This is a genomic window from Enterobacter cloacae complex sp.6700776 (assembly GCF_048284255.1).
Taxonomy (GTDB): Bacteria; Pseudomonadota; Gammaproteobacteria; order Enterobacterales; family Enterobacteriaceae; genus Enterobacter; species Enterobacter intestinihominis.
The window spans coordinates 343,570-368,673 of the sequence record NZ_JBLVYK010000004.1; the positions used below are offsets into that span (position 1 = coordinate 343,570).

28 protein-coding genes and 1 pseudogene are annotated in these 25,104 nt (G+C 55.2%); 10 read left to right on the forward strand and 19 right to left on the reverse strand.

From position 1 onward, the window contains the following. Window positions 1-56 precede the first annotated feature (56 nt). On the reverse strand, window positions 57-1,076 hold the full coding sequence (locus tag ACNQ0T_RS09625) for a dipeptidase (RefSeq protein ID WP_038415974.1): 1,020 nt from the start codon (window positions 1,074-1,076) through the stop codon (window positions 57-59). A 255-nt stretch (window positions 1,077-1,331) separates the two neighbouring features. Between ACNQ0T_RS09625 and ACNQ0T_RS09630 the strand changes: the two genes are divergently transcribed. Next, a complete protein-coding gene (locus ACNQ0T_RS09630; RefSeq protein WP_048966593.1) occupies window positions 1,332-1,778 on the forward strand; it encodes a hypothetical protein in 447 nt (148 codons plus the stop codon). A gap of 67 nt (window positions 1,779-1,845) precedes the next feature. On the opposite strand, the gene yajD is transcribed toward ACNQ0T_RS09630, so the two are convergent. Then, window positions 1,846-2,193: an HNH nuclease YajD gene (yajD, locus tag ACNQ0T_RS09635; protein WP_006808895.1), complete on the reverse strand. Its 348-nt coding sequence runs from the start codon at window positions 2,191-2,193 to the stop codon at window positions 1,846-1,848. A gap of 208 nt (window positions 2,194-2,401) precedes the next feature. On the opposite strand from yajD, the gene ACNQ0T_RS09640 reads away from it, so the two are divergent. Continuing rightward, entirely contained in the window at window positions 2,402-3,436 is a 1,035-nt protein-coding gene (locus ACNQ0T_RS09640; RefSeq protein ID WP_023299989.1) for an LLM class flavin-dependent oxidoreductase, read from the forward strand. After that, window positions 3,429-4,376 (forward strand): zinc-dependent alcohol dehydrogenase family protein, encoded by a 948-nt coding sequence (locus tag ACNQ0T_RS09645; protein WP_320683813.1) that lies wholly within the window; start codon window positions 3,429-3,431, stop codon window positions 4,374-4,376. The genes ACNQ0T_RS09640 and ACNQ0T_RS09645 overlap by 8 nt, the downstream gene beginning before the upstream one ends. Here the strand turns inward: ACNQ0T_RS09645 and ACNQ0T_RS09650 are convergent. Beyond that, window positions 4,373-5,413 (reverse strand): AI-2E family transporter, encoded by a 1,041-nt coding sequence (locus tag ACNQ0T_RS09650; RefSeq protein WP_045308500.1) that lies wholly within the window; start codon window positions 5,411-5,413, stop codon window positions 4,373-4,375. The genes ACNQ0T_RS09645 and ACNQ0T_RS09650 overlap by 4 nt on opposite strands. Before the next feature lie 421 nt (window positions 5,414-5,834). Between ACNQ0T_RS09650 and mdtJ the strand changes: the two genes are divergently transcribed. Both mdtJ and mdtI read left to right on the forward strand, forming a co-directional pair. Beyond that, window positions 5,835-6,197, forward strand: coding sequence for a multidrug/spermidine efflux SMR transporter subunit MdtJ (gene mdtJ / locus ACNQ0T_RS09655; RefSeq protein ID WP_032624865.1), 363 nt, complete (start codon window positions 5,835-5,837; stop codon window positions 6,195-6,197). Next, a complete protein-coding gene (gene mdtI, locus ACNQ0T_RS09660) occupies window positions 6,184-6,513 on the forward strand; it encodes a multidrug/spermidine efflux SMR transporter subunit MdtI (RefSeq protein ID WP_022647960.1) in 330 nt (109 codons plus the stop codon). The genes mdtJ and mdtI overlap by 14 nt, the downstream gene beginning before the upstream one ends. A 5-nt stretch (window positions 6,514-6,518) precedes the next feature. Here the strand turns inward: mdtI and ACNQ0T_RS09665 are convergent, their stop codons facing one another. The 5 genes from ACNQ0T_RS09665 to ACNQ0T_RS09685 form a co-directional block, all read right to left on the reverse strand. After that, entirely contained in the window at window positions 6,519-7,340 is an 822-nt protein-coding gene (locus ACNQ0T_RS09665) for a trypsin-like serine peptidase (protein WP_023299991.1), read from the reverse strand. Between the two features lie 102 nt (window positions 7,341-7,442). Beyond that, window positions 7,443-7,526 carry a hypothetical protein gene (locus ACNQ0T_RS09670; protein ID WP_057979992.1) on the reverse strand — a complete coding sequence of 28 codons (84 nt, stop codon included), beginning with the start codon at window positions 7,524-7,526 and terminating at the stop codon, window positions 7,443-7,445. 92 nt (window positions 7,527-7,618) lie between these two features. After that, the gene (gene asr, locus ACNQ0T_RS09675; protein WP_046620052.1) at window positions 7,619-7,924 is read right to left on the reverse strand and encodes an acid resistance repetitive basic protein Asr; all 306 of its coding nucleotides are present in this window, start codon (window positions 7,922-7,924) and stop codon (window positions 7,619-7,621) included. Between the two features lie 148 nt (window positions 7,925-8,072). Further along, window positions 8,073-9,557 (reverse strand): carboxypeptidase M32, encoded by a 1,485-nt coding sequence (locus tag ACNQ0T_RS09680; RefSeq protein WP_058678027.1) that lies wholly within the window; start codon window positions 9,555-9,557, stop codon window positions 8,073-8,075. Window positions 9,558-9,631: 74 nt separating this feature from the next. Beyond that, window positions 9,632-10,885, reverse strand: coding sequence for an MFS transporter (locus ACNQ0T_RS09685; RefSeq protein WP_022647964.1), 1,254 nt, complete (start codon window positions 10,883-10,885; stop codon window positions 9,632-9,634). Window positions 10,886-11,006: 121 nt separating this feature from the next. On the opposite strand from ACNQ0T_RS09685, the gene ACNQ0T_RS09690 reads away from it, so the two are divergent. From ACNQ0T_RS09690 to bioD, 3 genes are all read left to right on the forward strand, one after another. Continuing rightward, complete coding sequence (locus ACNQ0T_RS09690) at window positions 11,007-11,912, forward strand: LysR family transcriptional regulator (protein ID WP_169441077.1); 906 nt, start codon at window positions 11,007-11,009, stop codon at window positions 11,910-11,912. Window positions 11,913-12,033: 121 nt separating this feature from the next. After that, the gene (gene mlc, locus ACNQ0T_RS09695; protein ID WP_022647966.1) at window positions 12,034-13,254 is read left to right on the forward strand and encodes a sugar metabolism global transcriptional regulator Mlc; all 1,221 of its coding nucleotides are present in this window, start codon (window positions 12,034-12,036) and stop codon (window positions 13,252-13,254) included. Between the two features lie 131 nt (window positions 13,255-13,385). Continuing rightward, complete coding sequence (gene bioD / locus ACNQ0T_RS09700) at window positions 13,386-14,081, forward strand: dethiobiotin synthase (RefSeq protein WP_015570628.1); 696 nt, start codon at window positions 13,386-13,388, stop codon at window positions 14,079-14,081. Here bioD and clcB read toward each other — a convergent pair. The 7 genes from clcB to ACNQ0T_RS09735 all read right to left on the reverse strand — a co-directional run bounded on the left by clcB (window position 14,016) and on the right by ACNQ0T_RS09735 (window position 21,295). Beyond that, window positions 14,016-15,326, reverse strand: coding sequence for a voltage-gated ClC-type chloride channel ClcB (clcB, locus tag ACNQ0T_RS09705; protein WP_417929960.1), 1,311 nt, complete (start codon window positions 15,324-15,326; stop codon window positions 14,016-14,018). The two genes, bioD and clcB, sit on opposite strands and share 66 nt — an antisense overlap. 104 nt (window positions 15,327-15,430) lie before the next feature. Further along, the gene (gene osmV, locus ACNQ0T_RS09710; RefSeq protein WP_022647969.1) at window positions 15,431-16,579 is read right to left on the reverse strand and encodes an osmoprotectant ABC transporter ATP-binding protein OsmV; all 1,149 of its coding nucleotides are present in this window, start codon (window positions 16,577-16,579) and stop codon (window positions 15,431-15,433) included. Further along, window positions 16,579-17,226 (reverse strand): osmoprotectant ABC transporter permease OsmW, encoded by a 648-nt coding sequence (osmW, locus tag ACNQ0T_RS09715; RefSeq protein WP_063148135.1) that lies wholly within the window; start codon window positions 17,224-17,226, stop codon window positions 16,579-16,581. The genes osmV and osmW overlap by 1 nt, the downstream gene beginning before the upstream one ends. Before the next feature lie 8 nt (window positions 17,227-17,234). Further along, window positions 17,235-18,134 carry an osmoprotectant ABC transporter substrate-binding protein OsmX gene (osmX, locus tag ACNQ0T_RS09720; RefSeq protein ID WP_017694085.1) on the reverse strand — a complete coding sequence of 300 codons (900 nt, stop codon included), beginning with the start codon at window positions 18,132-18,134 and terminating at the stop codon, window positions 17,235-17,237. A gap of 18 nt (window positions 18,135-18,152) precedes the next feature. Next, window positions 18,153-18,863 (reverse strand): osmoprotectant ABC transporter permease OsmY, encoded by a 711-nt coding sequence (gene osmY / locus ACNQ0T_RS09725; protein ID WP_022647971.1) that lies wholly within the window; start codon window positions 18,861-18,863, stop codon window positions 18,153-18,155. A gap of 261 nt (window positions 18,864-19,124) precedes the next feature. Then, on the reverse strand, window positions 19,125-19,868 hold the full coding sequence (locus ACNQ0T_RS09730) for a YoaK family protein (protein ID WP_045621656.1): 744 nt from the start codon (window positions 19,866-19,868) through the stop codon (window positions 19,125-19,127). A 299-nt stretch (window positions 19,869-20,167) separates the two neighbouring features. Continuing rightward, window positions 20,168-21,295 carry an alpha/beta hydrolase gene (locus ACNQ0T_RS09735; RefSeq protein ID WP_072050125.1) on the reverse strand — a complete coding sequence of 376 codons (1,128 nt, stop codon included), beginning with the start codon at window positions 21,293-21,295 and terminating at the stop codon, window positions 20,168-20,170. 114 nt (window positions 21,296-21,409) lie between these two features. On the opposite strand from ACNQ0T_RS09735, the gene ACNQ0T_RS09740 reads away from it, so the two are divergent. Further along, window positions 21,410-22,294 (forward strand): LysR family transcriptional regulator, encoded by an 885-nt coding sequence (locus tag ACNQ0T_RS09740; protein ID WP_157508623.1) that lies wholly within the window; start codon window positions 21,410-21,412, stop codon window positions 22,292-22,294. Window positions 22,295-22,380: 86 nt separating this feature from the next. Further along, window positions 22,381-23,040 (forward strand): type A chloramphenicol O-acetyltransferase, encoded by a 660-nt coding sequence (gene catA / locus ACNQ0T_RS09745; protein ID WP_023300000.1) that lies wholly within the window; start codon window positions 22,381-22,383, stop codon window positions 23,038-23,040. Between the two features lie 56 nt (window positions 23,041-23,096). Here the strand turns inward: catA and ACNQ0T_RS09750 are convergent, their stop codons facing one another. From ACNQ0T_RS09750 to ACNQ0T_RS09765, 4 genes and pseudogenes are all read right to left on the reverse strand, one after another. Then, window positions 23,097-23,411 (reverse strand): YebG family protein, encoded by a 315-nt coding sequence (locus ACNQ0T_RS09750; protein WP_161177670.1) that lies wholly within the window; start codon window positions 23,409-23,411, stop codon window positions 23,097-23,099. A gap of 108 nt (window positions 23,412-23,519) precedes the next feature. Then, a complete protein-coding gene (dmsD, locus tag ACNQ0T_RS09755; protein WP_161177669.1) occupies window positions 23,520-24,134 on the reverse strand; it encodes a Tat proofreading chaperone DmsD in 615 nt (204 codons plus the stop codon). Window positions 24,135-24,179: 45 nt separating this feature from the next. After that, window positions 24,180-25,034 carry a dimethyl sulfoxide reductase anchor subunit family protein gene (locus ACNQ0T_RS09760; protein ID WP_161177668.1) on the reverse strand — a complete coding sequence of 285 codons (855 nt, stop codon included), beginning with the start codon at window positions 25,032-25,034 and terminating at the stop codon, window positions 24,180-24,182. A 1-nt stretch (window position 25,035) separates the two neighbouring features. Further along, window positions 25,036-25,104: pseudogene (locus tag ACNQ0T_RS09765) on the reverse strand (dimethyl sulfoxide reductase subunit B); the annotation flags it as partial.

Sequence of the window (25,104 nt, forward strand, 5' to 3'; positions counted from 1 at the left end):
GGGGCAAAGCTCAACCCGAAAGATGTAAGGAATTAACGTAATGTTTACAACGTAACCTATTGTTGCCAAACATTTTGCAATACCTTTTGCCAGTTGCCCCACAGCAGCTTATTCAGCACAAATTGATCATAGCCGCTGTCACGCAACGCGCTGATTAGCCGCGGTAAACCACTCACATCATGCAAATCATCAGGTAACGTGATGCCGTCAAAATCGGAGCCCAGCGCAACATGATCTTCGCCCATGATGTTAATAAGATAGTCGATATGGCGAACGATTGTGCTCAGCGGGGTATCGCTATCGCGTTTACCGTCGGCGCGCAGAAAGGCGTTGCCGAAATTGACCCCTGCCACGCCGCCGCTGTCGCGGATAGCCAGCAGTTGCCGATCGGTCAGATTACGCGGTTGCGGGCACAGCGTATGGGCGTTGGAATGGGTGGCGACCAGCGGTGAAGAGGAATGACGAGCAGTATCCCAGAACGCCTTTTCATTCATATGAGAAACGTCAATCAGCATGTTCAGGGCGTTAGCGTGCTTAATAAGGGCGATACCCTCTGCGGTAAGCCCTGGGCCGCTGTCCGGGCTGCCGGGAAACGCCCCGTTAACGCCGGTGCCAAAACGGTTAGCAATGTTCCAGAAAGGCCCAATGCTGCGCACGCCAGCGGCATAGAAAGCCTGTAGATCGCCACCCTCGCCGTCAAAACCGCCCGCACCCTCAATATGCGCCACCATCGCCAGCACCTTATCCTGACGGCAGCGTTCGATATCTGCCGCGCTCAGGCACAATCGCGCCCGTCCATCGGAGTGTGCGACAAGCTGCTTGAGGATCGTCAACTGCTGCCAGAGAATGTCGATCGGTTGCCACGGCTCGCTGGCGTAGTGCGGCGCCATGCGGGCGATATACTCCTGCGGCGGCACGAACAGCGCGAACAGCCCGCCGGAAAATCCGCCTTGCTGCATGCGCGGATAATCGAGGTGTCCGTTCTCAATGCCGGAGAAGAAGGCCGTTACCGGATCCTGGCGATGGTGAAGCCATAAATTAAGCAACAGGTCATTGTGACCATCAAAAATCGCCATAGCGCATCCCACTGTTTTTTATTGCTGAAAAAGTTGCCTGGCACGATAACTGATTTGTCCTGTCCGGCAAGGAGAAACTTACAACTTAGCAGCAATTGTTAATAACGCTTAACCCTGAGGAGATCCGCACATCATATTGCGTGGCGAGATAAGAGCATTTCCCGTTCCATCTGCGATTGCATCGCGTACGTTCCCTGAGCTACCGGGCTACGCTATACTTCGCCACTTTGAGTTATGCGTGGCAGGTAACGAAATATGCGGGAGAGCATTAATTTTATTTTCGTGGTGCTGTCTTTCACGGCACTGATTATGGTGATGCGCTTTTTCATCAGGCGTATTCGGCATCCAAAGCGCATCGTTGCCGACAGCCGGGGAATGAAAAAAATCTCTACCCATCCTTCCTGGTTTGGCGGATCGTCAGGTAAAACCTACTTTTATGATGAGCAGTATTTATACGAGGTCATAAATAGCGTCACCCGTAAAATTGAGCTGGCGGCTATCGTAAAAATTAAGCCGGGCTCGACAGTGGTAAATAACAGGCGGATCTGGTCTGTGAGCTATCTTGAGGGAACCCGTGAAAAACAGGTGCAGTTTTATAATAATCTGACGGTGTTTAATCAAAACTTTGCTGCGTTTTTAGAGGCTGTAAAACGCGTGAATCCTGAAGCCGATATTAAGGCCGTCTCCTTGTTCAATCTGTGACTGGAATACATTACCTTTATCTTTCTGACTGCCCATACGGCAGGTATGGGCAGTAAAGCCGCCGATATTACTTCTTCTTGTTCATCATCGCCTTGAGATCGGCAAAGGGGTTAAACGTGGCGACACCCACGTCTTTTTGCGCATCCTCACCTGCGACAACGGTGGTGCCATACTGATCCGCTTCGGTGTACTTTGAGTGTTCGTGGTCATGGCAAAACAGGCACAACAACTCCCAGTTACTGCCATCTTCCGGATTATTGGTGTGATCGTGGTCGATATGGTGGACCGTGAGTTCACGAAGATTCGAATACACAAACTCCCGCGAGCAGCGTCCACAGACCCACGGGTAAATTTTTAGCGCTTTTTCACGGTAGCCGCTTTCCAGCCGTGCGTAGTTTTTGGGGATCAGAGCCATTGCTGATGTTACCTGTTAAAAAAGAGAATAGTTCACACTATATCCCATTTTGAGATGCCAGGAGAATGCCTCCTCTGCGGGAAGGCAGCGTGCGATTTGCGTATTTCTGTCAGTTTATTTGAAGCATTCCGTTAAATAATCACCATTTATTCTCATCGGTTAATGCGTAGAGTAGGGATAACGCAATGCTTTATCAGGATACTCCACTATGAAAAAGATCGGATTTTTGTCGTTTGGTCACTGGACGCCGTCTTCCCAGTCCGGCACGCAAACCGCAGCTGACACGCTGCTACAGTCCATCGATCTGGCTGTCGCCGCTGAAGAGCTGGGCGCGGACGGTGCTTATTTCCGCGTGCACCACTTTGCCCGCCAGCTCAGTTCGCCATTCCCCTTGCTGGCTGCGATAGGCGCGAAAACCAAACGCATCGAAATCGGGACGGGCGTGATCGACATGCGGTACGAGAATCCGCTGTATATGGCGGAAGATGCTGGCGCGGCAGATCTCATCTCCGGCGGGCGATTACAGCTTGGTATCAGCCGGGGCTCCCCGGAGCAGGTGATTGATGGTTGGCGTTATTTTGGTTACGTGCCGCAGGACGGGGAAAACGAATCTGATATGGCGCGCCGTCACACTGAGGTACTGCTTGATGTATTACGCGGTGAAGGGTTTGCGAAGCCTAACCCACAGCCGATGTTCCCAAACCCGCCGGGATTGTTGCGTCTGGAGCCGCATTCAGAGGGCTTACGCGATCGTATCTGGTGGGGGGCTGGCTCCAATGCAACGGCAGTATGGGCGGCAAAACTGGGGATGAACCTGCAAAGCTCAACGCTGAAAGATGATGAAACCGGCGAGCCGTTCCATATTCAGCAGGCAAAACAGATCCGTGCCTACCGACAGGCCTGGGCCGAGGCAGGGCATACCCGTCAGCCACGCGTTTCGGTCAGCCGCAGTATTTTTGCCCTGATGGACGATCGCGACCGGATGTATTTCGGTTCAAGCCGCAATGAGAGCGACAGCGTTGGCTATCTGGATGAGAAAACGCGGGCCATTTTCGGACGCAGCTATGCCGCAGAGCCAGACAAGCTGATTGAACAGTTGAGAAAGGATGAAGCGATCGCGGAAGCGGATACGCTGTTGCTTACCGTGCCGAATCAGCTGGGCGTGGAATACAACGCACATGTGATCGAGTCCATCCTGAAACATGTCGCACCGGAAATGGGATGGCGCGATCGCAATGCGTAATCTGGCCCTCTGGTATCGCCGGTTTGGTGAGCCTGAATCGGTACTGCAAGCGGAAACCACACCATTGTCACCGCGACAGCCGGGAGAGATACGTGTGCGCATGCTTTTTTCTCCGGTGAACGCCTCCGATCTCATCCCCATCACCGGGGCATATCGCCATCGCACGCCGCTGCCCGCAATAGCCGGTTATGAAGGGGTCGGAATAGTGACCGAAACGCCCGCCGCTTACCCGGCGCTGCTGGGCAAGCGGGTCCTGCCGTTACGGGGGCAGGGAACCTGGCAGCGCTATGTCGACTGCCCAGTGGCGTATGCGGTTCCCGTCCCGGACGACGTCGACTCGCTTCTTGCCGCGCGGGCGTATATCAACCCGCTTGCCGCTCAGATGATGCTGGACCGTTATCCTCCGGTCGGGAAAACGGTGCTGCTCACCGCTGCCGGTTCTGACTGCGCCGTTCTGCTCGGGCAATGGGCACGCCAGGCGGGTGCAGAGGCGGTTTACGGGATCCATCGCTCGCCCGTGCACGCTCAACGTCTGGCTGAAATGGGGATCGTCCCGATTGCGCAAGATGATACGGCCGCCGTCAACGCTGCCGCCGCGCAAGCGGAGGTGGTGTACGACGCCACGGGCGGCAGCCTGGCGGAGGCGATCCTGAGCGTGATGCCCGAAACCGGTACCTTTGTCTGCTACGGGCTACTCTCCGGGCAGACCTTCCGGCAGCAGCGGCCGTTGCCGCGCGTGGCGTGGTTTCACATTCGTAACTATCTGGACGCGCTGAGCGCTGAGGCGTGGCAGGCGGAGTTTCGGCGCATCTGGCCTAAACTGCGCGCCAGCCAGTGCAGCGATGCTACCCTCTACCCGCTGTCGGAATGGCAGCGGGCAGTGGGCAACTACCGCGAAGCGGGAAGAACGGGCAAGCCTATGCTGTCGATGGACAATTAATCGGCCTTATGGCTCATGTCGCTCAGCAGTACAGCGATACTTTGTCCACCGGCGGTCTGCTCCAGGCCAATTTTGACAATAATTGTCAGCGGAACGGAGAGCAGCATGCCGACAGGCCCGAGCAGCCAGCCCCAGAAAATCAGGGACAGGAACACAACAAGAGTTGAAAGCCCCAGCCCGCGTCCCATTATCCGTGGTTCGAGAATGTTCCCGAAGACAAGGTTAATCACCAGATAGCCTGCCAGCAGAATCAGGGCATCATACAAACCGCTGAAAACCAGCACCTGAAGGATAGGGGGGATCGCCGCCAGCACGGAGCCAATGTTAGGAATATAGTTGAGCGCAAAGGCCAGCAGCCCCCAGACGAAGGCAAAACGCACATCCAGCGCGGCGAGCATCCCCCAGACCACTAATCCCGTCACGAGGCTGATGGCCGTTTTCAGCACCAGATAGCGTGAAACGCTGTCGAGCGCGCGCTGAATAGCACCCATTCCCTCTACCGGACGCACCATGATGTGCTGGAGTTTTGCAGGCAGCTGTGGAACTTCCAGCATCATAAACACAACCGTCAGGAACAGCAGGAAAATCGAGGTCATGGCGTTGGAGAGCTGTGCCAGCAGGCTGGTGACAATCGTCATGGCGGCATTCGGATCGATGTATTTAAGCAGTTCCTCAACCGAGACTTCGATACCCGCGCGTTGCAGCCAGGGTTCAATTTGCAGCAGCGGAGTCGCCAGGGAAGAGCGGTATGTCGGCAGCGTCCGCGCCAGCTCGTTCAGGGAGGTTCCCAGATAGGCGACTAACAGCACCATCGCAACGATAATAATACTGATAAGCAGGCTTATCGCCAGCACACGCGGGATGCGCAGCCGCACCATTCGCTGCACCAGTGGATTGAGGATCACCGCGATAAAAAGCGCCAGGATAAAGGGCACGATGATATCGGCCGCAAAACGAACGCCGGTCAGAATGATCACCAGCATGCCCAGCATGATGACGATCTTAAGCCCGTTGAGGGTGATAATGGGTTTGGCCATGGACGTTCCTGAACAGTTTTTTATTTATAATAGAGGGGAAAGCAGATTAAAAAAACTAACCAAAATCAAACAGACTGGGTAAAGAAATGAAAAGGCTTTGAGTAAATTCCTGGCTTATGATACAAATCAGGCGTGTTCAACTACTGAGGACAATTTTCATCCGCAAAGACGAGAAGCAACACCGCGGATAATTGTAATTTTATGGACAATTTGTTCAGGACGTATTTTTCAAACAACTCTGCTCTGTTTTCTACCTCCCTCTGCACGCTTTCCGGTGAACAACACTGGCGTTCCGCGCTATAGTCACGTCTTCTGCCTGAGCTGGCGCTATGCGCTTAGCTAACGGATTTAATTCCCAATTTTTTGGTTTGCTGTTCGCAGCGAGCCTCGATGGATTATATTCTCAAGCAGGAGAAAAAACATGTTTTACTGGATTTTATTAGCTCTGGCTATCGTTGCTGAAATTACCGGCACCTTGTCGATGAAATGGGCGAGCGTGAGTGACGGCAGCACCGGATTTATTTTGATGCTGGTCATGATTACGCTTTCCTATATATTCCTCTCTTTCGCGGTTAAAAAAATCGCGCTGGGCGTGGCATACGCTTTGTGGGAAGGTGTTGGTATTTTATTGATTACGCTGTTCAGCGTCATGATATTTGATGAAACCCTGACGACAATGAAAATTGCCGGGCTGACGACCCTGGTCGCAGGTATCGTGCTGATTAAATCGGGTACGCGCAAACCAGCCAAACAGCAGAAGGAGCAGACCCATGCAGCAGTTTGAATGGATCCACGCGGCCTGGCTGGCTTTCGCCATCGTTCTGGAAATTATTGCGAACGTCTTTCTGAAGTTCTCCGACGGCTTTCGTCGCAAAGCCTACGGCCTGTTATCGATTGCCGCGGTTCTGGGGGCGTTTAGCGCCCTGTCGCAGGCGGTGAAAGGCATCGATCTGTCCGTGGCCTACGCGCTGTGGGGCGGCTTCGGTATTGCCGCCACCCTGGCGGCAGGCTGGATTATGTTCGGGCAGCGTTTAAACCATAAAGGCTGGATAGGGCTGGTATTACTGCTCGCTGGCATGATCATGATTAAACTGGCCTGAGTGACCTACTGCTGCGCCAGGGCTTCCAGCCGGTCGCGAAAACCGGTCACCGCCAACGCTCGGTTATCGGCGCGCCAGCGGTCTTTCGCTGCCGGAGCAGAACTCTGAACGCCAATCAGTTGCCAGCCGTTAACGGTTTTTAACATCAGGGGCGATCCGCTATCACCCGGTAGCGTATCGCACTGATGCGAAAGCACGCTGTTTTGCGCCCAGCCCGTCACCACGCAGTCCGTATGGGTGTACAGCGAATCGAGGTGATCAACAGGGTAGCCTGACTGCGTCACTTTTCGATCGGCGGCTTTCAGGGCGGCGGTGAGCGCGTCTTTGTCACCATCAAAGAGCGGTAGCGGAGCGATCCCGGACGGCGGATAACGTAAAACGATCAGACCGAAATCCCAGGATGCCGCCCCGGGCGGCACAATCCAGCCATCGCCATCCGGTTTCAGGCGTTTCCCGAGCGACGGATCCACCCGCCCCTCAATACCGTGAATTTCGTAGCGCCAAATCCCTTTCTGCGAGACAAAGCGCAGGGCGATCGCTTTATCCGGTTTGCCTTCGGGCGGCATTAACAGGCAATGACCCGCCGTCAGCGCAAGGCGTGGCGTTATGAGAGTTGCGGTACATAGATTGCCGCTGGCGGTTTCCAGTTGCCCGATGGCATCCCAGGGCGCTTCGGTAGGATCGGTGACACGCGTACGATCGTCATGACCAAAAAACAGCGTCTTTACCTCTTTGGCGCTGATGGCGTCATCGTCGCCCTCATCCGCATGTGAAAAGCCTGCAAAAAGGCTAAACGTTCCCAGTAACAACACAACAGATTTACGCATATCACACTCTGGTGGGGGTAATTATGATTATTAAAAGTGAACCCTATGAAAATACTATAGACGCGACGGCGAGAAAGTGGGAGTAAAATCAGCGTGCTACATTCAGGAAAGATAAAAGTGGCTGGCGATGAGCGCGCATAAAATTAGCAGGATAAGAATGAACTCAAACCGATAGCGCCGCAGCATACGCCCTCCGGATAAAAAAACGGCGCTGACCGCAATCCCGTTCAGCGCCGGTTTACCAACGTGCCCCGAAGGGCACGGTTAAGCTTGTACTCTTACGCTGCTGGCTGTGCAGCAGGTTTAGCCGCTTCGTGTTTTGCCGCTTTTTTGTGATGCTTTTTAGCCGCCTGGGCTTTCTGCTCTACCGCAGGTTTTGTCGCTTTTTTGTGGTGCTTTTTCGCGGCCTGCGCTTTCTGTGCTGCCGCTGGTTTAGCCGCTTTGTGATGTTTTTTATGGTGAACCGTTTTGGCCGGAGCAGCGGTGGATGCCGCAGGCGCTGCGGTGGCGGTAGTTTCAGCCGCGAATGCAGCGGAAGAAAGACCCATAGCAGCGGCAACAACCAGAGCTAATACTTTTTTCATTTTCATACCCTCGAATTTGGTTTTTCATTTAACCCCACTGCGGGGCCGTTGAAATAACTATATCCCTGTAAATTCGGGGTTTCCGTGAGTGATTGGTATCGGCGTGTAACCATATGTACAACGCCGGGGTGGCCCCCGGCGCGTTCGTTTACAGGTAGCGGGACGTCAGGTGTTCGCGGAAGTAGCGGATATTCAGATCTTCACCCGTGGCCTGGGTGATGAGCTGCGACGTGCTGAAACGGCTGCCGTGCTGCCAGATATTCTGACGCAGCCAGTCAAACAGCGCCGAGAAATCGCCCCCGGCAATGGATGCCTGCAACCCGGGCAGCGCAGTTTTGGCGGCATGGAACAGCTGTGCCGCATACATTGCCCCCAGCGTGTAAGACGGGAAGTAGCCAAAACCGCCGTCGGTCCAGTGGATGTCCTGCATACAGCCGTTGCGGTAGTTATCTTTGGTGGATAATCCAAGCCAGGCCTGCATTTTCTCATCCCATAACGCGGGGATATCATCCACTTCGATTTCGCCATTGATCAGCGCGCGCTCAATCTCATAGCGCAATACCACATGCGCCGGATAGCTCACTTCATCTGCGTCAACGCGGATGTAGCCCGGTTTCACGCGCTGATTCCAGGCAATAAAATTCTCTTCACTGAATGCCGCCTGGCTGCCGAAACGGGCATGGACCGCCGGAAGCAAATGCTTCAGGAAAGCCTCACTGCGGCCCAGCTGCATTTCAAAGAACAAGCTCTGGGATTCATGGATCGCCGTAGAGCGCGCCAGCGCAACGGGCTGGCCGTCCCACGCTCGCGGAAGGTTTTGCTCGTAGCGGGCATGTCCGGTTTCGTGGATCACGCCGAAAAGCGCGCTGAGCAACTCGTCTTCATCGTAACGCGTGGTGATACGCACATCTTCCGGAACGCCGCCGCAGAACGGGTGGGCGCTAACGTCCAGACGACCGCCGTTAAAATCGAAGCCAAGCATTTTCATCGCTTCCAGGCCCAGCTCGCGCTGCGTGGCGGTCGGGAAGGGACCCTGTGGCGGAACGAACGATCGTTGAGCCTGTTTTTCCACAACCTTTGCCAGCAGCTCCGGCAGCCAGGACTTCAGATCGCCGAACAGCACGTCCAGGCGAGCGCTTGTCATGTCGGGTTCAAAGATATCCAGCAGCGCGTCGTAAGGCGTGCAGCCTTTAGCCTCGGCGCGCAGGCGGGCCTCTTCACGACTGAGCTTCACCACCTCTTTCAGGTTGGCTGAAAAGCCCTGCCAGTCGTTGGCCGGACGCTGAGTACGCCAGGCGTGTTCACACCTGCTGCCCGCCAGCGATTTGGCCTCTACCAGCGATTCCGGCAGTAAAGTGGCCTGCTGGTAGTGGCGCGTCATTTCACGCAGGTTGGCCTGCTCAACGTCGTTCAGATCTTCTTCTGCCGCCGCCGCCAGCCATTCACCCACTTTTTTATCGGTCAGGATCTGATGTTGCAGGACGCTCATCTCCGCCAGCGCTTCACCGCGCGCGGCGCTGCCGCCGGGCGGCATCATGGTAAACATGTCCCAGCTGGCGATGGAGGAGAGGTGAGAGAAGCGGGAGAGACGCTGGAAGGTGCGGGTGAGTTGTTGATAGTTATTGTTTTTCATGAAGTCCTCGTGTCTGAATCAGCCGATGACAAAAATTAGCATCGGCTCGATTTAAACACGAAGAGGGCTGAATGTTAATGCAGTCGTTTATGCAGGCTCGCGCCCACCAGCAGTGCCGCGCACAGCATCAGCGCGATAAATCCGCCCACGCCGTTCCAGCCGTAGTTATGCCAGAACACCCCGCCGAGCGTACCGGCTATGCTGGAACCAAGATAGTAACTGAACAGATACAGAGACGAAGCCTGACCTTTGGCGCGGCGCGCGCGTGGGCCAATCCAGCTGCTGGCAACAGAATGCGCGGCAAAGAATCCCGCAGAGAAGAGCAGCATTCCGGCAAAAATCAGCCACAGGGAAGAGACAAGCGTCATCAGCAGTCCGAACAACATCACGGCTGTGGACACCAGCATCACCGGACCACGGCCGAAGCGCGCGGTCATGGCGCCCGCTTTTGGTGAACTCCACGTCCCGGTGAGATACGCCACAGAGAGCAAACCCACCAATGCCTGGCTAAGATGCCACGGCGAGAGCATCAGCCGGTAGCCAATATAGTTAAACAGCGTGACAAATGACCCCATCAGCAGGAATCCCATCAGAAACAATCGCGGCAAACCTTTGTCGCGCCAGTGCAGACGGAAGTTGATAAACAGTGTTTTCGGACGCAGAGAAGTCGGGCGGAAATGGCGCGATTCCGGCAGGATTTTCCAGAACATCAGCGCCGAAGCGAGGGCGAAGCAGCCGATTACGGCCAGCGCAATGCGCCAGTTAAAGAAATCGGTAAACACACCGCTGAGCAGGCGTCCGCTCATCCCGCCGATAGAGTTCCCGCTAATGTACAGCCCCATGGAGAAGGCCACGAAACTCGGGTGGATCTCCTCGCTGAGATAGGTCATCCCGACCGCCGCCACGCCGCTGAGGGATAACCCAATCAGCGCGCGCATGACCAGAATGCCGTGCCAGCTGGTCATCATGGTGGACAGCAAGGTACACACGGAGGCCAGCATTAACGCCGTTACCATGACCTGCTTACGCCCGATGGCATCTGAAAGTGGCCCGGTGAACAGCAGACCGATCGCCAGCATCCCGGTTGAAATGGAGAGCGAAATACTGCTGCTGGCTGGCGACACGCCAAATTCATGCGACAGGACCGGCAGGATCGGCTGAACGCAGTAGAGCAGGGCGAAAGTGGCGAGACCCGCTGAAAAGAGCGCCAGCGTGACGCGCATAAACTGGGGGGTACCACGTTTTATAAACTGAACCGGCTGCGGTACTGCGGGTAAATCATCAATGTCGCTGGCCGGCGCGATATCAACGGTCGTTGTACGGCTCACACATAATCCTTGCTTAAACTTCCCCGTGGTTTCTGGTGACGGGTATGACCACAAGATTAGGGTAGGAAAATGTAAATATTCTGTCTAATATATTAATAATCTCAAATGATACTTTAAAAATATGAATATCGAGCTGCGCCATCTGCGCTATTTTGTCGCCGTCGCTGAAGAGCTCCATTTTGGTCGTGCTGCGGCAAGGCTGAATATCTCCCAGCCACCGCTGAGCCAACAGATCCAGATCCTTGAGCAGCAGGTTGGGGCGCGTCTGCTGGCGCGAACCAACCGCAGCGTGAGCCTGACGGCGGCGGGAAAACAGTTTCTCGCCGATAGCCGACAGATCCTGAGTATGGTGGTGGACGCCGCCGCCAGAGCGGAACGGCTTCATCTCGGGGAGACGGGAGAGCTGCGCATCGGGTTTACCTCGTCGGCCCCCTTCATCAGCGCTGTTTCACAAACGCTATCCTCGTTTCGCAGTAACTTTCCGGATGTGCATATTCAGACGCGCGAAATAAATACCCGGGAGCAAATATCGCCGCTTAATGAAGGATCGCTCGACCTGGGGCTAATGCGTAACACGCAGTTGCCTGATACCCTGGCGTGGCAGGTGATCCTCCGCGAACCGCTGATGGCGATGATCCCCCGGGATCACCCGCTCGCCGCGCAGCATAGCGTCACGCTGGCTGAACTGGCGAAAGAACCCTTTGTCTTTTTTGACCCACAGGTGGGTACCGGATTGTATGACGATATTCTTGGTCTGATGCGGCGATATGGCTTTGTCCCGACTATCGCGCAGGAAGTGGGGGAAGCCATGACGATCATTGGTCTCGTTGCCGCAGGACTTGGCGTGTCGATTCTTCCGGCCTCGTTTAAACGGGTACAATTGCCGGAAATGCGCTGGGTGAATATTGCTGAGCAGGATGCGGTCTCGGAGATGTGGCTGGTGTGGTCTAAACATCATGAACAGAGCCATGCGGCACAGCGTTTCAAAGAACAATTAATTACCGCTTCTCACGGGCGTTATTTATAGGGAAAAGCGGGTGAAAATGTGCAGTAAATCACATGGCTAAGTAAAAATTTGACGTCAGCCATTGAAGTGCTTCACCATAGCCCTCAGTTTATTTCGAAGCTCGAAAATAAGGGAGTACGAGGTGGTTGCTGATAGTCAGCCAGGGCATATCGATCAGATCAAGCAGACCAACGCGGGCGCCGTTTATCGCCTGATTGATCAGCTGGGTCCGGTTTCGCGTATCGATCTTTCGCGCCTGGCACAACTGGCACCCGCCAGTATTACCAAGATTGTCCGCGAAATGCTGGAAGCCCATCTGGTTCAGGAGACAGAAATTCAGGAGCCGGGCAGCCGTGGCCGTCCGGCGGTAGGGCTGGTGGTGGAAACGGAAGCCTGGCACTACCTGTCGCTGCGAATTAGCCGCGGGGAAATCTTCCTCGCGCTGCGCGACCTAAGCAGCAAGCTGGTGGTGGAAGACCGGCTGGAACTCCCGCTCGATGCAGAGCAACCACTTCTCGATGCCATTCTGACCCACATCGACCAGTTCTTTATTCGTCACCAGCAGCGCCTTGAACGTTTAACGGCGATTGCGATCACCCTGCCGGGAATTATTGATACCGAAAATGGCATTGTGCACCGCATGCCGTTTTATGAAAACGTCAAAGAGATGCCGCTGGGCGACGTGCTGGAAAACCACACCGGTGTGCCGGTCTACATTCAGCATGATATCAGCGCCTGGACGATGGCGGAGGCGTTATTTGGCGCTTCCCGGGGCGCGCGCGACGTAATTCAGGTGGTGATTGATCACAACGTTGGCGCAGGTGTGATCACCGACGGGCGTCTGTTGCATGCTGGCAGCAGTAGCCTGGTGGAGATTGGCCATACGCAGGTCGATCCGTACGGAAAACGCTGCTACTGCGGTAATCATGGTTGTCTGGAGACGATTGCCAGCGTCGAAAGCGTGCTGGAGCTGGCGCAGGTGCGGCTCAGCCAGTCAATGAGCTCCACGCTGCACGGTCAACCGTTGAGCGTCGAGGCATTATGCACTGCGGCAAGGCAGGGCGATCTGCTGGCGAAGGACATCATTACCGGCGTGGGCAATAATGTCGGGCGCATTCTGGCCATTATGGTGAACCTGTTTAACCCGCAAAAAATACTGATTGGCTCCCCGCTCAGCCAGGCGGCGGATATCCTCTTTCCGGCGATTTCCGCCTGCATCAACCAGCAGGCGCTTCCCGCGTACAGTAAAAACATCGTGGTGGAAAGTACGCAATTTTCCAACCAGGGTACGATGGCTGGCGCCGCGCTGGTAAAAGATGCGATGTACAACGGCTCGTTACTGATTCGTTTGCTTCAGGGCTAACTCTTTTCCATAGATGTACGAAAAATTGCGCTATCTCAAGCCGGGTAGCGCACGCTTCCCGTAGACTTTCCCCACTGAATTATTTACCTGGTTTATATTTTTTGAAGCATACCCAAGAGGTGGAATGAGTCATGCTTAAGCGTTTCTTTATTACTGGTACGGATACGTCTGTCGGGAAGACCGTCGTATCCCGCGCGTTACTTCAGGCCCTGGCGGCAAGCGGTAAACGCGTTGCAGGATACAAGCCGGTAGCAAAAGGCAGTAAAGAGACGCCAGAAGGGCTGCGCAATAAGGACGCCCTGGTTCTGCAAAGCGTCTCGTCTCTGGAACTGCCTTATGATGCCGTCAATCCTATCGCGTTAAGCGAAGAGGAAAGCAGCGTCGCTCACAGCGGGCTTATCAACTACAGTCTGCTCTCTGATGGCCTGGCAAATCTGAGTGAAAAGGTTGACCACGTTGTCGTTGAAGGGACCGGTGGCTGGCGCAGCCTGATGAACGATTTACGTCCCCTTTCCGAGTGGGTGGTGCAGGAGCAGCTGCCGGTGATTATGGTCGTGGGCATTCAGGAAGGGTGCATCAACCATGCCTTGCTGACGGCGCAGGCTATCGCTAATGACGGCCTGCCACTGATTGGTTGGGTGGCGAACCGTATTAACCCGGGCCTTGCGCACTACGCAGAAATCATCGACGTGCTGAGCAAAAAGCTGCCTGGCCCGTTGGTAGGCGAACTGCCTTATCTGCCCCGCGCCGAGCAGCGCGAATTAGCGCACTATATCGATCTCTCGGCTTTCGGCGGTATGCTGGCCGTAGATCGAGTCGTGGCGTAGCGTTCTCGACAATACCGACGCCACAACACAGGCAACCAGCAAACCGGGAAGTAAAAAATACTGCCCGGTCATCTCACATACCATCAAGGCCGACATGATTGGCGCATGCGTTGTGGCGGCGAGCAGCGTCGCCATACCCGCCAGCCCAAGCAGGATCGCCGTCTCAGAGCCAGGAAACCACAGCGCAAAGATCTGCGCAAACAGCATTCCCGTTGCCATACCAACGAACAAGGTTGGCGTAAACACGCCTCCCGGTGCGCCGGACCCGCTGCTTGCCAGCACCGCCAGGAGCTTGCAGATAAAGACGCCGGCAATTACCGACAGCAGCGGCGGCGATTGCAAAAACGCCTGAACCACGCTATAGCCATTCCCCCATACCTTCGGCGTCAGCAGCGACAGCAGCCCGACGATCAGACCCCCCAGTGCCAGCTGCCACGGCGGTGAGAGTTTGAGACGCAGAAACAGAGAATGGCTGAAAGCCATTAGCCACATCAAAAGCGGGCCGCACAGCCCAGCCAGCAGACCCACGCCAACGATCAGGAAATAATCCACCGCCGTAAGCATCTCGCTGAGATGGACATCATAAAGTGTATTCGCGCCGGGACTTAACAGGCGCGTGGTTAGCAGGGCCACCACAGCGGCAATCACCACCGGGCCGAGGGAGGCCAGCATCAGCGTGCCAAACAGGATCTCTGCGATAAACAGGCTGCCCGCCAGCGGCGCATGATAGGCGCTGGCCATCCCGGCGGCGGCACCGCAGGCGATCCACAGTTTCCATTCGGATTTCGGCGTACAACGTTGTGCAAAAAAGGAGGCAGCGAGGGCGGCAAGCAGGATCATGGCGCCTTCCCGGCCGATGGCGCTGCCGCTGGCGACCACCAGCAACGAGGCGAGGGATTTCACCAGGCTGGCGCCGTAATCAAACTGGCCATCACCCGTCTCCAGCGCCTCCATATAATCGGTCGGGGCTTGGGGACGTTGTGCCGTCATGCGCTGCCATCCCCACAGTAGCACTCCCGCGGCCAGACCACCCAGCGCAGGCGTGAGCGCCCGCCGCCAGGGCGATAACGCGGCAGCGGCGTTCACCAGGCTTCCGCTTTCGTTGCTGAGAAACAACCACTCCAGCAGATACATGCTGTGGCGGAACACCGCAACGGCCAGCGCTGCCAGCACGCCGGTGACAGTAGCAATCAGGAGACGGCGAAACATCGCGCGGATGTCGGGGTAAGCGTGAAGACGTTGCATGAAGTCGTGATTAACGGGGACGATACGATATTGTGGCGGGAAAACGTGAGGTTAGCAAAAGGTATGCGTGCGGAAAAAGGCCGGGCAGTACCCGGCCTGAATGCTTAACTCTCGCTATGAATATTCAACGCCCGGCGCGTACGCCCTGAGCTCAAATACTCCGCAATATAATCCTGGGATATCTCGCCGTTATAGCGTCCGTCCTCGTCCACAATCGGCATCCAGCTGGTGTTGCTCTCATACAGGCGAGAAAGCACCACGCGCAGGTTATCCTCGGCCTTACCTGTCATGCGGAACGGATGCAGAATATCACCGCAGCTGCCGCTGGCATTACGCGCTTCGCGGCGCTTCACAAAGCCCAGCGGTTTGCCGAGATCATCAACCACGGTAATGGCGCGAATATCGTTGTCATCCATGGTGGCGAAGGCCTCTGGCAGCGGCGTCGATTCGCGTACCGTAATCGTCGGCTGCTGGTCGGTGACGTCGCCCGCGGATACCAGCAGCAGGCGTTTCAACGTCCGGTCCTGACCAACAAACGAGCCGACAAACTCATTGGCGGGTTTCGCCAGCAGCTCGTCCGGGCTGGCGCACTGAACAATACGCCCCTGACGGAAGACGGCAATACGGTCGCCCAGCTTCAGCGCTTCGTCAATATCGTGGCTCACCAGCATCACGGTCTTTTTCAGCTTGCGCTGCATCTCCAGGAACTGGTTCTGGATCACCTCACGGTTAATCGGGTCAACCGCGCCGAATGGTTCATCCATCAGCAGGACCGGAGGATCCGCTGCCAGCGCGCGGATGACGCCGATACGCTGCTGCTGACCGCCGGACATTTCGCGCGGATAGCGGTGAAGGAATTTATGTGGATCCATTGCCACCATATCCATCAGCTCCTCGGCACGGGATTTACAGCGCGCTTTGTCCCAGCCCAGCATGCGCGGCACGACGGTAATGTTCTCTTCGATAGTCATGTTCGGGAACAGGCCAATCTGCTGGATCACGTAGCCAATGTTGCGGCGCAGGGTCACGGTGTCCATCCCGCTGGTGTCTTCGCCGTTAATCAGGATCGTCCCGCTGCTTGGCGTAATGAGACGGTTAATCATCTTCAGGGTAGTGGTTTTTCCGCAGCCGGACGGGCCGAGCAGCACGCACATTTCCCCTTCAGGCACGTTCAGATTGACGTTGTCGACGGCCTTAAACGTCTGGCCGTGCTTCTGTGAAAATTGTTTGGTGAGGTTTTCCAGTTTTATCATTATCGAATCCCCTTCGGAGTCAGTACCACCTGCAAACGGTGCAGCAACCAGTCGAGCACAATCGCTAAAAGACAAATCATCAGCGCGCCCGCAATTAACATACGAATATCACTCCCGCCAATACCGTTAAGCAGCAGCAGGCCCAGACCGCCCGCGCCAATCACGGCAGCAATCGCCATGACGCCGATGTTCATCACCACGGCGGTGCGGATGCCGCCAAAAATGACCGGCAGCGCCATTGGGATTTCCACCCAGCGCAGACGCTGCCAGAAGGTCATGCCGATGCCGCGTCCCGCTTCGCGCAGGCCGGGTGGCAGGCTGTCGAGCGCCGTGTGGGTGTTGCGCACAATCGGCAGCAGTGAATAGAGGAACACCGCCGTAATCGCGGGCAGGGCGCCAATGCCCTGACCGATCAGCGAAAAGAGCGGGATCATCAGGCCGAAAAGCGCAATTGACGGGATGGTGAGCACAATGGTGGCAATCCCCAGCACCGGCGTTGCCAGCCATTTATGGCGGACAATTAAAATACCCAGCGGCACGCCAATAACAATCGCCATGCCCACGGCGAGTGCCACCAGCCAGAGGTGTTGCAGCGTCAGGGTTAAGAGATAGTCCCAATTGTCGAGAATATAGTGAATCGTCTCCATAGCGCCTCCTACAGCAACTGTTTGCTACGCAGGAAATCACGGGCGACCTGCTGCGGTGACTGATGGTCGATATCTACCTTTTTATTCAGTTCGGTGATAACGTCGTTGTTGAGCTGGGCTGAGAGGGTGTTCAGCGCCTCCTCCAGCCCCGGGTTAGCCTCCAGCGTGTCTTTTCGAACAACTGGCGTCACGGCGTAACTCGGGAAGAAGCCTTTATCGTCTTCCAGCACTTTAAGATCGAAGCCCTTCACGCGCCCATCGGTGGTGTAGATCAGCCCGGCATCGACAAACCCGTCGCGCACCGCGTTATAGACCAGCCCCGGATCCATCTGGCGGATCTGCGGGCGGTCCAGCTCCATGTTGTAGGCCGCCTGCAACGGTTTCATCCCGTCGCTACGCCCGGCAAATTCCAGGTCAAGGCCCAGCAGCCAGTTGTTATCTGGATCGGTTTTACGGATCTGCTCAATCTTTGCCACCATCTCAGACATGGTATTGATATGTTCAGCCTCGGCGCGCTTGCGCTGCATGGCAAAGGCATAGGTATTGTTCATATCGGCAGGTTTAAGCCACACCAGACCGTGCTTTGCGTCGAGGCGTTTCACCGTCTCGTATGACTCCTGCGGCGACATGCGTTTGTTGATATGGTTGAAGATGATCAGCGACGTGCCGGTGTACTCCCAGGTCATATCAATCTGCTTGTTAATCATCGCGTTACGGGAAATCACCGTCGCAATATTAGTCTGCGGCTGCACCTGAAATCCTTTCTTTTGCAGATACTGTACGGTCATGGCCGAGAGAATGTGCTGCTCGGTAAAGCTCTTTGTTGCCAGGATCAGCGGCGCGGCGAGCGCCTGGCTGGTGAAGAGCGCGGCGGCGCACAGCGCCGTCAGGCCGGAAAACAGTCTCATAGAAGCTCCTTGTTATAATTATCGCGCGAGATGCGGGCTCAGTAGTCGACCCAGTGCCGCCAGCAGCGTATCCAGAATCAGGGCGAACAGGGCGGTGGCCGCCGCGCCCAGGATCAGCGTCGGGAAGTCATTCAGATAGATCCCCGGGAAAATCAGCTCGCCGTAGCTGCTGGCGCCAATCAGGAATGCCAGCGGTGCGGTACCGACGTTAATCGCAGTGGCAATGCGAATACCGGAAAGCATCACCGGCCAGGCGTTAGGAATTTCGACCTGATGCAGGCGCTGCCATTTGGTCATGCCGATGCCGTTTGCCGCTTCCAGCAACGACGCGGGAACAGAGCACAGCCCGGCATAGGTGTTACGCACAATTGGCAGCAAAGAAGCGAGAAAGAGGGCGATAATGGCCGGTTTATCACCGATGCCAATCACCACCATCGCCAGCGCCAGAACGGCCAGCGGCGGCAGGGTGTTGCCCACGTTAAAGATTTGCATCACGTATTCGGCGATACCCCGTGCCGCCGGACGGCTCAGCAGAATACCGCTTGGAATGCCCACCAGCAGGGCAAAGAACATTGATGAAAAGACCAGAATCAGGTGCTGTTGACCGAGGTAGAGCAGGTCAACCTGGCGCGCCTTAATCGTCTCCAGTCCAATTCCCCAGGTGAGGAGAGCGAGGACCACGATAATCGCGCCGACAAAAAGCAGCGAACGTTTAAGTAATGGGTGCATTGCGGTGTGTCTCCCTGTGCGCATGCGTTATAGCAACCACCTGTTGCGGTTGCCTGTTGTTATGCCATGTTTCGGCAGGGGTACTTCACCTATAGCAAGCGAAACGGAAGGGTTCCAGCAAAGGGGGTAAAACAGTAACCCTATGAAATTAGTGACAACCTGAGTTAAGCCTTATGGCGTAAGGGCTGTCAGTGGGAAGGCAGAATAGTCTTAAAGAAGCACGCCTCAAGTGACAACGTCACTTGAGGCGTGCTGATCACCCTATCGACTAAGCGCGGCGCGTACCTTTCGAACGCGCCACGAGATACGAACGATTGAAAAGGCGGCGATAAACACCAGCATCAGGCCCAGTGCCAGCATCGCGTGGAATCCAAACTCTCTGAAGAGGATCAGCCCCGCAATCCCGCCGGTAATAAACGAGAAAAGGGTGGTTAAATGGGTTTTGAGCTGGCTCTTTTGCGCGGCCGTGTCTTTGGAATAATCCCGGCGCAGCATGGCGACCATAACGGAGGCCAGCGAAATGCCGGCATCGGTCAGCGTGCCGGTAATGTGCGTGGATCTCACCCGACCGCCGGAAAGCTGAGTTGAGGTGGAGTTATGAATTCCCATCAAACCGCACAGGAAAAGAATAATCTCCTGATTCGTGGCGAAGGAGTGAAAATACATTTCATAAAGGGATACCCCGGCAAGTAATAGCCCTTCAACAAATAAAACCTGGCTGAATATCAGCCTGACGTTATGGATAATTCCCCAGATAACAATAATCCGCGCAACAATGGCGCCAGTGACAAACGACAGAATAATGGCGCCAAAAAAAAGAATATCACTGAGATCGGTGGAGGAAACTTCGCTGGATAACTGCGATGTATTACCCGTCATATGAGAGGGGAAAAAGCCGAACGCGCCCAGCGCAATGGCATTCAGCAGTCCCGCGGAGGTCGCCAGCCAGAGTGCAAGACGACGATCCTCCTGATGCGTTCGTTCTTTCTTTAATTTAATCAGCAAAGAATACCTCCAGTTTGAGCTTTGCCTGACTTCTCAAGCTAACAAAGCGATGTCGCCGACTGACCAGGATATTGCTTAATTATTATTTCAACGGGAGATATTCGAGGTTTTGTAATTAAATAAAATAACCCTGTTAATATAATGCCTTATTGTAGATGCCACGAGCAGACTGACGGGCAAAAATACCGTCCCAATGTGCACGCCCGCTGTAGCGGGATGGGATTTGATTCAGTGTAGACATAGGTGTCATTCACGACGATGAGAAGAGATGCCCCCGTGATTTCCGGGGGCTTAGAGTGTTATTTCAGACTGGTTTTGAAGAACTGCTCAAACTGCGCGAACGGGATTTTTCCTGCGACGTTATCGTAGAGATCAACATGGTTTGCACCGGGAACAATCACCAGCTCTTTCTCTTTGCTGCCGACGGCCTTGAACGCATCCTCCGCAAAATAACGAGAGTGTGCGTTTTCACCGGTCACAATCAGCGTTGGGATAGTGATCTCCCCGGCATAGCTCAGCAGCGGCATATTCATAAAGGATAACGGCATGGTCGCAGTCCACGCGCCGGTGGAGTTTACGGAACGGGCATGGAAACCGCGCGGCATACGGTAGTAATCATAGAACTCTTTCAGTACCGGATGCGGATCGGTGGGCAGTGCTTCCGGCAGAATGCGCTCGGCCGCCGTCACCTTGCCATTCTCATCGACATTAATATCGTGGCCGCCATGGGCGAAAGTGCCGCTTTCAGCATCTTTCCAGCGCTGCGCGTTCAGATACTGCAATACGGCCCGACGATCGGCCGCTGAATAGCGATCTTTCCCGTTGCCCACGCCGTGACCCATCGCGCGGCTCATATCGTACATTACGCTGGTGGCGACCGCCTTCACGCGGGTATCCATGGATGCCGCGTTCAGCGCCATACCGCCCCAGCCGCAGATACCAAGAATGCCGATACGGTTACGGTCGACTTCTTTCTGTAACCCCAGGAAATCCACAGCGGCGCTAAAGTCTTCGGTGTTGATGTCAGGGGAGGCAACGTTACGCGGCTGGCCGCCACTTTCCCCCGTGTAGGATGGGTCGAAGGCCAGGGCCACGAACCCCTGCTCAGCCAGAGTCTGGGCGTACAGACCGCTGGATTGTTCTTTAACCGCACCGAACGGCCCACTGACGGCTATCGCCGCCAGTTTCTGGTCGCCGTGGTTCCTGGGAATGTACAGATCGCCCACCAGAGTGATCCCGTACCGGTTCTGGAACGTCACTTTGCGGTGGTTGACTTTATTGCTCTCGGCGAAGGTTTTATCCCAGGTTGTCACCATCGAAACGGGGGCGTTGGGATTTAGCGTTTCTGCATAACTCATTGTTGTCACTCCACTTAATGATGCGCATAACAGCAGCGCAACGGACAGTTTTTGGGTGAATGTTTTCATAAGAGGTACCGTGTGTTGTTGTAATGAGGCCATTATAGTTAGCAGAAATAGTGCTGATTAGAGGCCAAAAGCTGCTAGGATTAATATCATTTTGTTATGAATTGACGAGGCATGATGGCGAAGCGGGAAAACTATAATGAACTGTATCTCTTTATCCAGGTGGTGCGGGAGGGAAGCTTCACGGCAGCCGCACAGCGGCTCGGGCTGGCGCAATCCGGGATCAGCCGATCGGTTCGCGAGCTGGAGGAGCGGCTGGGCGTTCAGCTTCTGGTGCGCACTACGCGCAAGCTGTCGCTGACACACGCCGGGGAACATCTTTACCAGACCGCTGGCTCCGCCTTTGATGCGCTTGATACCGGGTTGACCAGACTGGCGCATTACCGTCAGACGCCGTCCGGCACGGTGCGCATTAATGCCAGCCAGCACGCCATCGAGAAATGTCTGCTGCCAAAGCTCGCTATCTTCAAACAGCGTTACCCGGATATCCGTCTGGAATTGATGAATGAGAGCCGGTTCGTGGATATCATTGCCGAGCGATTCGACGCGGGCGTCCGGCTGGGACCAGAGGTGGGACAAGGAATGATTGCGGTGCGCATCACGCCCGATATGGAGATGGCTGTGGTTGCCGCCCCGGCGCATTTTCGGCGCTATGGTTTCCCGCAGACGCCCGCCGATCTGGACGCTCATCCCTGCATTGCCTACCAGTTTGCCGACGGTAACCACTATCAATGGGAGCTTGTTCAGGACGGGAAACGAGTTACGCACCGGCCTGAGGGGCAATGGGCCTTTTCCGACAGCTACATGGAGGCCGAAGCGGCCCGGCTGGAACTCGGGCTGGCCTATGTCCCGGTTGAGCTGGTGTCTGACGATCTGGAGCGTGGCACGCTTATACGCGTCTTACAGCGCTACAGCCTGCGGATGGAAGGGCTTTACCTCTATTATCCGCACCGCAACGTGTCCCCGGCGCTGAGAGCGGTTATTGATACGTTGAAAATTTAAGGCAGCCTCTGCTCGACGGTCTATACAGCTCCTGGGTTTGTGGTACGCTACTATTTTATATAGCGCTGCTTAATTAAGGCAAAGAAATGACAAAAATAACGCCAGAATATACGGCTGTAGACTTATCGAGTTGGGCAAGGAAAGAACATTTTGAAGTCTTTCAGAGCTTTGCTCAATGCACGATTAACCAAACGGTTCAGCTGGATATCACTGCGCTGCTGAAACATATCAAACAGGTTGGCTGGAAATTTTATCCTTCGATTATTTCCCTTATTTCGACAGTCGTTAACCGCCATTCTGAGTTCCGTATGGCTATGAAGGATAATGAGCTTGTAATATGGAATGAGGTGCATCCCAGCTATACCCTTTTCCATAAAGAGACGGAGACGTTTTCATCATTATGGAGTCACTTCGACGGGAATATTCATCACTTTCAGAACGTTTATGCAGAAGACGTTTCTCGCTATGGTGATAATCTTGCCTACTGGCCCAAAGAAGAGTACCGGGAAAATATATTCTTCATATCGGATATTCCGTGGGTCAGTTTTACCAGTTTTAATATCAACGTGGCTAACATGCAGAACTTTTTTGCGCCCATGTTCACGTTTGGAAAATACTTTAACCAGGATGGAAAAGTCTTGTTGCCTTTCGCCGTTCAGGTTCATCATTCTGTCTGTGATGGTTTCCATGTGGCCAGACTAATCAACGAGTTGCAAGAGTTGTGTGATAATTTACCGCACTATTAAGCCGCGAGCCGTTTCCGGCCCGCGGCAGCAGGACAGGTGATGAGTCGTTCTGACGATCAGGCGGCTTTGACGGCCCGGATTTTTTTGCTGCTATCCGCCTCCTCTGGCGCTGTTTTATCCGTTGCAGTATTGAGCTCGGGAAGCTTGCTGGTACGCAGGATATGCTGCACGGACTCTTTCTGCTCGGCAAGATACAGACCAAGGTTTTCCGCCTGCGTTTCATCCATCTGCATTCCGCTTTGCAGCAGCCAGTCGGTGAACGCTTCTGCCATGTCGAGCAGTTTGTCGTGAGCGTCAGCCTCTTTCTTACTGGCAAAAGTCATTTTCTCTTCACCTTTTCTTACGACCACGAATTTTGTTTCAACAGCCATTTTGCACCTCCAGTACTGTAATTATATACAGTATAGCAGCTCCGGATCTGCGTTGCAGCAAAAATGTCCGAACCTGGCTTACACAACGGATGTACAAGCCAGGAGCTGTTATCGGTACAGCGTTTTTTCTGCAATCGGGATCAGCAAAGTGGACTGCCATTCTGCCAGCATCAGCTGGGCAAGTTTACCCAGCGCCGTGTAGAACGGATGGGCCGCGTTTTCAACGAATACGCTAAGGAAACGCGTGCTCCACGGCAGCAGATGCCAGGCCATAAGCTGGTCGCGTTCTGTGTCGCGACCGTTCTCGGCAAGCCATGCCGCCAGCATCAGCAACGTTCCGAAGTGATCTTCCGGCTCATTCTGCTGCATCTCAAAGGCGATATGGTTTTCACGCATCCACTGGCGCAATGCAAGGGTCGAATCGCCAAACAGCACGGACTCGCGATCGAGCCAGACGGAGCCCCACGGGGGGGCGGGCAGGGCATACGGGCCAATAAACAGACGCTGCCAGGCGTCTTTCAACGCTTCGTCCGACGGGTTCTTAAACATACTGGCCACGGGCTGCAGGCTTTCCTGCGCCAGCGGCCAGTCCTGCACCCAGTCACCTGCGGTCAGGGCACTCACCAGCGGTGCGGTCTGCTCGCTGTCAGGGGCAAAATAAAACAGCGCGCCCAGTACCCGGGCGCTGAACGCGAACGTTTCGCGGTGTGAGACGTCATTCATTACAACTTTCCTTACTTGTGCGCGGGGGTAGCCCGCGCACCTGTGTTAACCTGCAATTGCTAACCCTGCGGTCATATGCAAACCATAAAATAGCCCACGGCCAATCAGTTCACCCACCGCCACCAGCACGAAACCTGCAAACAGGCCGAGCGTTTTCGGTTCCTGACGACGAATAAGCGGACAGATCCAGCAGCCTAAACCCGCCGCCAGCAGCGCGATGCGCCATACCTGAAGCGAACCATAATCCGGCAGCAGGGCGTTAGCCTGCTGGATAGAACTCTGGATCGTCCCCAGCGTATTGCTTTGCAACACGACGACCGCCACGCAGGCGATGAGTGCCAGTACGCTGACAGACGCGGCAAGGGTACCTTTGTATGTCACGTTTGCGACCCGCAGAAGCAGCGCGGCCAGCATCGGGCCAGTAAGAGCCATCGTCAGGAAGAAGGCCAACGTGGTGTAGCCCGTATACCAGGTCGGAACGGTATCGATCTGATAGACCCGGGTCATCGCCCAGACAAAAACGACACCCAGGAGCTGGCTGACAACCATCCAGATTTTGCCTAAAGCTGGGGGCATTTTACCGATAACCGACACCAGCCACCAGAAACCGCCCACGGCAAAGAAGATCGAACCCGCCGCGATCTCATTACTCAGCGCTGACGCTCCCACGCGGTTAAGCGAGTTGAAGGCGCGCAGCGGGGAGCCAAGATGCAGTACCGAGGCCATAAACCCAATACCCATTACCAGCCAGAGAAAAAACTGGCTGCGCACGATGCGTATTCTGGCCTTGTCATCACCTTCATTCAGCCAGGCGAAGCCCATCACGATTAATGCGCCAGCCACGCACTGCCCGAAAACGGTGAAGATCACCAGCGGCCATTCATGCCATCCACTTCCCATCTCACACCTCCTTCGGGTTTGCCAGGTAGCCGGTGGTGTCACCCGTCGGACGGCTGTTGGCGTTAGGTTT